We start from the raw sequence: 9,901 nt of genomic DNA on the forward strand, positions 1-9,901 counted from the left end.
ACTCCGAGAGCTACCAGGTCGTCGCCGTGATGCGCCGCGGCGCATGGGTCAGCGGGCACGGCGCGTTCCCCGCCGTCGCGGCGCACCACGCGGCCCGCTGACGGCCAGCCAGGCCCGGCAGGCCGGTCAGGCGTACGAGGCCGCGGCGAGCTGTGCTTCGAGGGCCGCCGGCGTGCGGTAGCAGGGCAGTACCTGGGCGATGGAGGCGTTCGGTTCGCGGCCCGCCCGGATCGCGGCGACGAACTCGCGGTCCTGCAGTTCGATGCCGTCCGTCGAGACGTCGACACCGCTCACGTCGATCGGCTCGTCCTCGCCGGTGACCAGGTCGTCGTACCGGGCGAGGTAGGTGCCGGTGTCGCCGATGTAGCGGAAGAAGGTGCCGAGCGGGCCGTCGTTGTTGAAGGACAGCGACAGGGTGCAGATCGCGCCGTTCTCGGCGCGCAGCTGGACGGACATGTCCATCGCGATGCCGAGTTCGGGGTGGACCGGCCCCTGGAGGGCGTTGGCCTGGACGATCGGCGAACCGGTCTGGTGGGCGAACAGGTCGACGGTGTGCGCGGCGTGGTGCCACAGCAGGTGGTCGGTCCAGGAGCGGGGCTGCCCGAGGGCGTTGAGGTTGCTGCGGCGGAAGAAGTAGGTCTGCACGTCGAGTTGCTGCAGGCGGTAGTCACCGGACTGGATCCGCCGGCGCACCCACTGGTGGCTGGGGTTGAAGCGCCGGGTGTGGCCCACCATCGCGACCAGTCCGGTGCGCTGCTGGGCGGCCAGGCAGGCCTCGGATGGACGACCTGACCATCCCCTTCCTCGGCGCCGGCCGGGCCGCCCGCCAGTACCCGTTCGCCGACCTGGTCCGCAGCGGCGCGGTCCTGGCCGCCGGCAGCGACTGGCCGGTGTCCAGTCCGGACCCGCTCGCGGCGCTCCACAACGCCGTCAACCGTCAGGAGCCCGGCTCGACGCGGCCGGTGTTCCTCCCGGAGCAGCGCATCACCCTGCACGCGGCGCTGACCGCCTACACCGCGGGCAGCGCCTACGTGAACCACCTGGACGACACCGGCGTCATCGCGCCGGGCCGGCTCGCCGACCTCGCCGTGCTGGACCGCGACATCTTCGCCCGCCCCGTGGAGGAGATCGCCCACGCCCGCGTGCAGCAGACCTTCGTCGGGGGGCAGCGGGTGCACGCGGCGGCCGACGCCTGACCGGGCCGACCGGGCTGACCGGGGCGCCCGTCCGCCCGCCGGCCACTGCCCGCCCGTCCGGGCAGCCCGGTCCGACCGGGCCGGCGCCCGCGACACCTCCGCCGCGGGCGCCGATGAACGGACGAACCGACCCGCCGGACCGTACGCTGTGAGGTGTCGCCGCACCGCCGGTGCCAGGCCCCGCCTCCCCACCTGACGGCTTCGGTGAGAGGAGCGTTCCGATGACCATCAGCACCCCCACCGGGCAGCAGCCGAAGGCCGCGCCGCCACCGCCCCTGCTGGAGCGCATCCGGCTCGGGCTGCTCGGCGAGGGTGCCGTGCAGGACGGCCCCTACGGGCCACGCCGCGTCACCTACGCCGACCACACGGCGTCCGGACGCTCCCTCGACTTCATCGAGGACTTCATCCGCGCCGCCGTCCTCCCCCGCTACGCGAACACCCACACCGAGAGTTCCGGCACCGGCCTGCAGACCGGCCGGCTCCGCGAGGACGCCCGGCAACTGATCCGCGACGCCGTGGGCGGCTCCGAGGACCACCTGGTGGTCTTCTGCGGCTCCGGCGCCACGGCCGCCGTCAACAAGCTCGTCGGCATCCTCGAACTGCGGCTGCCCGCGGGCCTCGCCGAGCGCTACCACCTCGACCGGCACATCCCCGCCGAGGAGCGCCCGGTGGTCCTGGTCGGCCCGTACGAGCATCACTCCAACGAACTGCCCTGGCGCGAGTCGATCGCCGACGTGGTCGAGATCGACGCCGGCCCCGACGGCCACATCGATCTGGCCGACCTGCGGGCACAACTGCTCCGGTTCGCCGGCCGGCCGCTGCGGATAGGCAGCTTCTCGGCCGCCTCCAACGTCACCGGCATCCTGACCGACACGGACGCCGTCGCCCGGATCCTGCACGAGCACGGCGCGTTGTCGTTCTGGGACTACGCCGCCGCCGGCCCCTACCTGCCGATACGCGTCGGCGAGAGCGCACCGGGGCGCGCCGACCACAAGGACGCCGTCTTCCTGTCACCCCACAAGTTCCCCGGCGGCCCGCAGACCCCCGGCATCCTGGTGGTGCGGCGCGAACTGGTCCGCAACCGGGTGCCGACCACGCCCGGCGGCGGCACGGTCGCCTTCGTCGACCCCACCGGCCACCGCTACCTGGAGGACCCGGTGGCACGGGAGGAGGGCGGCACCCCGGCCATCGTCGAGTCCATCCGGGCCGGCCTGGTCTTCGGCCTCAAGCAGGCGGTCGGCACCGAGCTGATCCGCTCCCGCGAGGAGCAGCTGTGGCGGACCGCGCTGGAGCGATGGGAGCGGAACCCGGCCATCGACATCCTGGGCAGCCACCACGCCCGGCGACTGTCCATCGTCTCGTTCCGGATCCGCCACCAGGGCCTCTTCCTGCACCACAACTTCGTGGTGGCCCTGCTCAACGACCTGTTCGGCGTCCAGGCCCGCGGCGGCTGCTCCTGCGCGGCCCCGTACGGCCACCGGCTGCTCGCGATCGACGCCCCGCACTCGCACGCCTTCCGCGACGAGGTCACCGGCCACGGCTGCGAGGGGATCAAGCCCGGCTGGGCCCGGGTCAACTTCCACTACTTCCTCACCGACACCGTCCGCGACTACCTGATCGACGCCGTCGACCTGACCGCCAGGTACGGCCACCGGCTGCTGCCCGACTACCGCTTCGACCCGCGCACCGGCCTGTGGCGCCACCGGGCCGCGCCGTCCGGGCCGGCGCTGCGGCTGGCCGACGTCGGATACGACCCGCAGGGCCGGCTCACCTGGCCCGACCACGGCACCCGGCTCGGCGAGGACGCGCTCGCCCGCCACCTCGCCGAGGCCCGCCGCCTGTTCGACGACTGCCCGGACCAGCTGGAGCAGGGCCCGACCGGCCTGCCGGCCGGGTTCGAGGCACTTCGCTGGTTCCCGCTGCCGCCGGGCTGCCTGGCCCCCTGAGAACGGCCGGCCGGACACGGCACAGCACGGCTCGGCACGGCATGGCTCCGCACAGCACGGCGCCCGAGGACGACCACCCGGCGCCGAACCACCCGCACCATCGGCCCCAAGTCCCTCAAGGCTTGCCCTGGAACGGAGTTGAGCCACTACCCTGCTGTCCTGTCATGTTCACATGGCACACGGACCGATCCGCGGGGGGCGCAATGGTCTCGGAATCAGCTTGGTACGGCCCGGCGGGAACGGCCGGCCCGGCCGGCCGCGACACTCCGGACGAGGGCTGAGGGCGATGGCCACCGAGCCGCCCCGGGTGAAGCTGGACGCACGGGCCGTGCCGGCCGGCACCACCGTACGGTTCGTCCTGCTGGTCGTCCTGATGCTCGCGAGCAGCAGCTCGATGCTGCTGACGGCGCTCACCGCCGCCGGGCTCAACGAAGGCTTCAGATGCCTGGGCGCGGCCGGCGTCGGCCCCGGCGAGACCCCGGCCGACGAGGTTCTGCACAGCGCCGCCTACCAGGCCTGCATCGCCGAGCACGGGTCGGCGCCCTGGTGGGTCGAGCCCGCCGTACCGGCCGCGCTGCTGCTCCTGGCGGGCGGGCTGTTCCTCGCCCTCCCGGTCTGGCGGACGCGCCGGAGCAGGGCCGTCCCGCTGGCGACGGTCGACCCCGACGGCCGGATCGGGCGTCAACTGGAGCGCTTGACGGACCTGGCCGGGCTGACCCGGGTGCCCCGGGTCGTCGTCGATCCGTTCGCCGCCTCGACCGGCGCCGCGGTGTTCGGCCGCAACGGTCGCCCGACGGTTCGCCTGCACGGTGGCCTGCTCACCCGAAGGGCCGTGGCACCGGAGGACTTCGAGGCGGTGCTCCTGCACGAGCTGGCCCACATCCGCAACGGTGACGTCACGCTCACCTACGCCACGGTCGCGCTCTGGCGGACCTTCGTCGCCGCCGTCCTCGTGCCCTACGCGGTGGGCTTCGGACTCCTCTTCTTCCACGCCTACGCCCCCGAGACGCGTCCCTTCGAGATCGGGCTGGGCGCGTGGCGGGCCCTGGTCCTCCCCCTGCTCATGACCGTGGTCGTCTACCTGGCGCGCTCGGACGTGCTGCGCAGCCGGGAGCTCCACGCCGACCTCACCGCGGCCCGCTGGGGAGCGGACCCGCGGGTCTGGGCCGCCGTGGAGCCGGCCCGGCCGGCCCGGGCGCTGCCCCGCGCCCTGCGCTCGTTCACCGAACTCTGGCGCACGCACCCGCGGTGGGACTCCCGGCGGCAGACGCTGACCGACCCCGCGCCGTTGTTCGAGGTGCCCGCCCTGCTGATGTTCCTGACCGGCACGGCCGCCGTGCTGGTCAACGGCCAGCTGTGGCAGCTGGCCGGCCGTTCGACCCCACCGCTCGCGGGGGCGTGGGACATCACGATGGCGCTCCCGCCCGCCGCACTGGTCACCGGGGTCGCGGGGACGGCCCTGTGGCGTTCGGTGGTGCACCGGCTGCTGACCGCGCGCCGCCGGCCCTCCGGAGCCCGGGCGGGCCTCTGGCTCGGCATCGGGATGACGGTCGGTGAACTGTTCGGGAACCGGATCGCCATCAACAAGTGGCTGCCCGGCCAGTCCGTGGTCGTGCTGCTCGTGCTGCTCGTGGGAGTGGCGTTCGCCTGGTGGGTCACCGAGTGCTCCCACCTGTGGGCGACCGTCTGGCGCGGTCGGACGATCCACCCGCCGATGGCGCTCGTCCTGGCCGGGGCGGGCCTGGCGCTCTGCGCGTGGTTCTGGTGGTGGCAGGACTTCGGTGTGGTGATGGCGAACATACCGGGGCTGCTGACCGACGTGCTCGGACCCGGGTTCCCGGGGCTGCCGTCGGATCCGGCCGGCGAGTACGGCGCGATCCTCACCGCGACCGCGCACACGGTGCCGCTGCTGGGCACCACGGTCGCCGGTCCGCTCACCCTGCCGGCCGTCGCCGGACTGTGGGTGGTGCCGCTGCTGGCCTGGACGGTCCGCCCCCACCCCTCGGGCTGGGCCCGTCGCGCCGCACCGGGGATCGAGGCGTCGGCGATCCCCGCCGAGCCGCTGCCGCCGCTCCGCCGCGCCCTGCTCGCCGGACTGCTCGGCGGCGCGGTCTGCTGGGCCGGCGTCGCCGTCCTGAAGGCCCGGATGCACAGCTGGCCGCCGTCGGACCGGCCCCGCGGGACCGCCCCTGCACTGCTGTTCCAGGACGGGGCGTGCGCCGCCCTCCTGGTGGGCGCCGCCGTGGCGGCCCTCGCCGCGAGTCTGCTGATCGGCCGCTACCGGCTGGTCGCCGCGATCGTGGCGGCCCACACCGCCCTGCTGGCGGGCCACGCCGGCGTCCTGGTGCTCTCCGCGTCGGACGGTTGCGCCCCGGCCCTCGCCTCGTTCACGTCCGGCTGCGACTGGCGGCCGGTCGCGGTCTGGCGGGGCTTCCAGTACCTCCTCAGCATCCTCCTCGTCCTCGTCACCGTGGTGGGCATCGCCGTCGCCTCGGCCGTCGCCGTGGCCCGCAGGGTGCTGCGGCGGCCGAGCCGCCCCGCGGCCTCCGCACCGGCCGGAGAGGGAGCCCGGGGGCCGGCCCGGCGCCGCCTGGCCGTCGGGGTGCTGTGCGCCGGTGCCGTCGCCGTCCCCGCCGTACTGCTGTCGGTCCCGGCCCCCTCGGGGGGCAACGTGACGGCCCAGCAGCCGGCCGCGCCCCCGTGGAAGCAGGCGCTGGACGCGTACGGGAGGGCCGAGGACTGGTACGGCCTGGGCGGGCGGGACCTGATGGTCCGCTACAGCACCGTCCTCGACGAGCTGCGCGCCCTCGGGGCGGAGGCGACACAGTCCCCGGACGGCGACGCGATGGTCCTGACCCGGCTCCCCTCGATCTGCGTCGCGTTCGGCAAGGTCGCACGGGACGCCGAGGCCTACTTCCCCGTCCCGGACCCTCAGCTCCTGCCGAGCTGGCGGACGTTCGTCACGATGGCGGCCCGGGGCAGCCAGGACTGCCTGAGCGGCCTCGACCGGAACGACAACGACCTCGTCGCCGCCGGCATGCGGGAGTTCAACCAGGCGACGGGCGCCGTCGACTCGATCAGCCTGTGGGTCACCGCGAGCCGGGGCGGGAGCCCCTGAACGGCGGGCCGGGGACGGAGCCCCTGATTGGCGGGCCGGGGACGGAGCGACGGCATGCACCCCGCTCCGGAGAACGGGAAGCGCGTCGTGATCCCCTCCCCCCGCCCGGTCCCATGGCGCTCCGGCGGCCCCGATGGCCGGTTCCTCTCCCCCGGACCGGCCGGCCAAACAGCGCGGACGCGCTTCGCCTGAGCCCCCCTGAGCCTCCGGCCCGCGGACGAGGCGGAGCACGAGGGCGGCGCCTGTGCCTCCCCTACTGCACCGTTGGCCTACCAGTCCTTGGCGGGCAACGTCGAACGCAGGCGCCTGATCGTCCGCAAGGCCTCGGTCCGGTTCTTGGCGACCTTCAACCACGTGGGAAGCCGCTCGACCAGACTCGTCGGGGCCCACGGCAGAAGTTCCCCGCGTTCACGCAGCTTGGCGGCCACATAGGCCTCCAACAGATCGAGATGGCGAACGTTGTAGGCCCACAGCACCTGTCCGCAGCAGCTCTCCCGCAACCACAACGGCCGCCGGAAGAAGGGATCGGCAGGGCCGCCCAGGACGGCAGCGGCCACCGTCCCGTCCTTGAAGAAGCCGCAACCCCGGCAGCGCAGCCTCCGACGGAAGTTCACGGCCCCGGAGACCGCGGCGTCCGCGTCGTCAGGAGCCCCGGGGTGCGGCATGACAACAGCACACCCGTCACACCGAGGACAGCGCACCAGTACCTCGTCGAGGAAGTCGTACCCGTACTTGCGTTCGCGCTGATCCCGGAACCGGTCACCGGGCACCGATGCATTCCCCTTCACCCGAACAGCCTGCCAGAACCCCTCCCGGTGCGGAGCAGGCACCGCCCACCCGCCGAGGGTGCCGCCCGGCTCCTGCTCGCCCGGCAACGCCGCTACCGGACGTTCGCCGTACCTGCCGGCGGCCGGCCCGCCGGGTCGCCCTTCGCCATGCGGAAGCCGGGGCGAGCCGGCAAGGGGCCCCGCCCCGGTGAGCCCGGGCTGGTTCTCAGAAATCGGGGAGCAAGGCACCGGGCCCGTTAATATTTTTTTCGCAGGTATTGGCCGCCTTGCTGAGGCTGTGCCTGCGACGAGGACAGTGCCGGGCCGGCAGGCAGGCAGGCAGCGGGAAAGCACCTCTGGCTGGTAGGGCACCAACGAAGCTGCGGGTGGCGCAGCGGAGCCACCCCTCCCGGCCCCCGGCCGCACCGCCCTCACCACCGGCGAGACCGCGACGTTCCTCTCCGCACTCGACCGCTACGCGCCCTAGGCGGTCGGTGACCACCAGGGCGGCATCGAAGAAGTGCCCACGCAAGGGCTGGCCCAGCTCACGCGGTGAGCGGCTCCCCCAGCTCGGTGACGTCCCCGGCCCCGAGGAGCAGCACCACGTCCTCGGGGCCGGCCGTCTCCCGCAGCATCCGTACCAGCTCCTCGCGGCCCGGCGACATCACCACCCCGTCCGCGCGGCCGGTCGCGGCCACCAGCTCCTCGGCCACGTGCCCCCAATGCTCCGGGTCTTCCCGGGCGGGGTAGACCGGCTCCATGCAGGCCGCATCCGCCTTGCCCAGCGCCGCCAGGAATTCGTTCAGGAACTGCTGTGTGCGGGAGAAGAGGTGCGGCTGGAACACCGCCAGCACCCGGCCGTCGTTCCCTGCGATCTGCCGGGCCGCCGACACCGCGGCCTCCACCTCCACCGGGTGGTGCGCGTAGTCGTCGACCACTCGCGCCCCGCCCGGCGTGCGGCCCCGTAGTTCGAACCTGCGCGCCACCCCCGGGTAGGACAGCAGCGCCGCCCGGATCGCCTCCGGCGAGCACCCCTCCCGCAGGGCCAGGTACACCACCAGCGCAGCGTTGCGCAGCTGGTGCTCGCCAGGATGGGTGACCTCGTACTCCTCGCCGGCCCACCGGAACACCAGCGGCCGACCCTCGATCAGCTCCGGTTCCACCACCGTCAGGTTCGCCACCAACGGGCTCAGGTAGGAAGCAGCCTGCTCGGTTACCACAGTCTCCCTGGCCCGGTTCGCGAACTGCGCGAGGACCGCGGCGACGTCCTGCACGCTCTGGTACCCGGCGTCGCCGACGTGGTCCAGGTCCACGTTGGTGACCACCGCGGTATCCACCTGGTAGCTCAGCAGGCTCTTGTCCGACTCGTCCGCCTCGATCACCAGCAGGTCACCGGCTCCGGTGGCGGCGTGCACACCGGGCGGGCGCAGGAGCGCTCCGACGACGTACGACGGGTCGACACCGCAGACGCTGAACACGTGGGCGCCCAGAGAGCTGGTGGAGGACTTGCCGTGAGCCCCGGCCACCGCAATGGTCCGGCGCACTCTGGTGATCTCGGCCAGCAGATCGGAGCGGTGCAACTCGGGCAGCCCCAGCTCGCGTGCCCGGGCCCGCTCGACGTTGTCCGGCTTGATGGCGGAGGAGTAGACGATCTGCGCCGGAGCGGCGGGCACGTGCTCGACGCTGTGGCCGACCCGCATGCCGGTGAGACCGTTGGCCTGCAGCGACTGCAGGTACATCGTGGACTTCATGTCCGAGCCGGTGACTTCGGCACCGAGCTTCTGCGCGATGAGGGCGAGGCCGGAAACGCCGCACCCTCCGACTCCGACGAAGTGCAGGCGGCGACCGGCGAACGGCGTGGTGAAGGTGGGTTCAGGCACATTGCCCACTGTACCCACGTTCAGCAATGATCGAATGACGTCGAGTGATCATCCGGTTGGCAATGCATCAGCCTCGACCTGGCCTGCTTCGCACACAGAGCCAAAATCACGTCAAGTGTCGCGGTCAGCAACATTCTTGGGCATGGCGCGCAAGCACTGGGGCAAGGAAATCGACCGCCTCACCGAGTTCCAGGACATCGTCCACCGACCGGACGACAGCCAGCCGGTCGAGTTCGGGCACCGTCCCCCGTGCCCGCCCTGCTTCGGTGAGTCCCCGGTGGTGGTTGAGCACCAACTCAGCCGGAACGGGAGGCGCGAGGAAGTGAACTCCCACGTTGCCGTGCGCACCCTGCGTGACTGTCCAGGTGGCCACCTCATCCGGGCCGACCATCAGCCCGACCTCTTCGGCCAGCTCCCGCACCGCGTGGCGCCGCAGAGCCGCCGCATCCAGCGGCCTTCCTGCGGCCGGCGGCTCCACCGACCCACCGGGAAGCGCCCATCGTCCTGGATGGGCTGTCCCGCCGGAGGACCGGCCCACGATCACCCCGCCGCCGTCGACTGGTTGGAGCACCGTGACGAACATCGACGCGGGCTTCCAGGACGCTCCGGCGACCTGGCGCAGCGCCCGGTAGCGATAGCTGGTCCGGGCCCACGTCAGACACAGCTCGCCGGCCTGCAGCTGCTCGATCCCCAAACACGCCACAGCCGGACCGTCGAACAGCGCGGGCTGGCGGGACAGCGCCCGCTCCCAGAACTGATCCATCGCCACCCGAGCCGCATGGTCGACCTGGGGCATCGGAGCCCTGACCAGACGCAGTGCCAAGGCGTCGAAGAACGTGACGGTCATCGCATCATCGTGGCAGAACGGCCTACCGGTGGCCCACAGCATGAGGCGTCTGGGTGGCCGCCCCGCCACGCGGCCGGGTCGGACCCCCTGGATTCTGTCCGGCGGATCATGGCGTCGTAGGCTCCAGGTCATGCACAGCACCCTGAC

The 9,901-nt window shown here is 73.0% G+C and carries 6 protein-coding genes and 1 pseudogene; 3 read left to right on the plus strand and 4 right to left on the minus strand.

The window, feature by feature from the left end:
- Window positions 1-126: 126 nt before the first annotated feature.
- A complete protein-coding gene (locus tag IE329_RS39265; RefSeq protein ID WP_229928145.1) occupies window positions 127-735 on the minus strand; it encodes a Gfo/Idh/MocA family protein in 609 nt (202 codons plus the stop codon).
- Between the two features lie 38 nt (window positions 736-773).
- Between IE329_RS39265 and IE329_RS39270 the strand changes: the two are divergent.
- The 3 genes and pseudogenes from IE329_RS39270 to IE329_RS39280 all read left to right on the plus strand — a co-directional run.
- Window positions 774-1,196: pseudogene (locus IE329_RS39270) on the plus strand (amidohydrolase family protein); the annotation flags it as partial.
- 221 nt (window positions 1,197-1,417) lie between these two features.
- Window positions 1,418-3,142 (plus strand): aminotransferase class V-fold PLP-dependent enzyme, encoded by a 1,725-nt coding sequence (locus tag IE329_RS39275; protein WP_190215857.1) that lies wholly within the window; start codon window positions 1,418-1,420, stop codon window positions 3,140-3,142.
- Window positions 3,143-3,428: 286 nt separating this feature from the next.
- Complete coding sequence (locus IE329_RS39280; protein WP_190215858.1) at window positions 3,429-6,260, plus strand: M48 family metallopeptidase; 2,832 nt, start codon at window positions 3,429-3,431, stop codon at window positions 6,258-6,260.
- A gap of 269 nt (window positions 6,261-6,529) precedes the next feature.
- Here IE329_RS39280 and IE329_RS39285 read toward each other — a convergent pair whose 3' ends face one another.
- The 3 genes from IE329_RS39285 to IE329_RS39295 all read right to left on the minus strand — a co-directional run bounded on the left by IE329_RS39285 (window position 6,530) and on the right by IE329_RS39295 (window position 9,754).
- On the minus strand, window positions 6,530-7,135 hold the full coding sequence (locus tag IE329_RS39285) for a hypothetical protein (protein WP_229928146.1): 606 nt from the start codon (window positions 7,133-7,135) through the stop codon (window positions 6,530-6,532).
- A 437-nt stretch (window positions 7,136-7,572) separates the two neighbouring features.
- Window positions 7,573-8,907, minus strand: coding sequence for a UDP-N-acetylmuramate--L-alanine ligase (locus IE329_RS39290; RefSeq protein WP_190215859.1), 1,335 nt, complete (start codon window positions 8,905-8,907; stop codon window positions 7,573-7,575).
- A gap of 124 nt (window positions 8,908-9,031) precedes the next feature.
- Window positions 9,032-9,754: an NUDIX hydrolase gene (locus tag IE329_RS39295; protein WP_190215860.1), complete on the minus strand. Its 723-nt coding sequence runs from the start codon at window positions 9,752-9,754 to the stop codon at window positions 9,032-9,034.
- Window positions 9,755-9,901 lie beyond the last annotated feature (147 nt).

This window comes from Kitasatospora indigofera (assembly GCF_014655955.1).
Lineage (GTDB): Bacteria > Actinomycetota > Actinomycetes > Streptomycetales > Streptomycetaceae > Kitasatospora > Kitasatospora indigofera.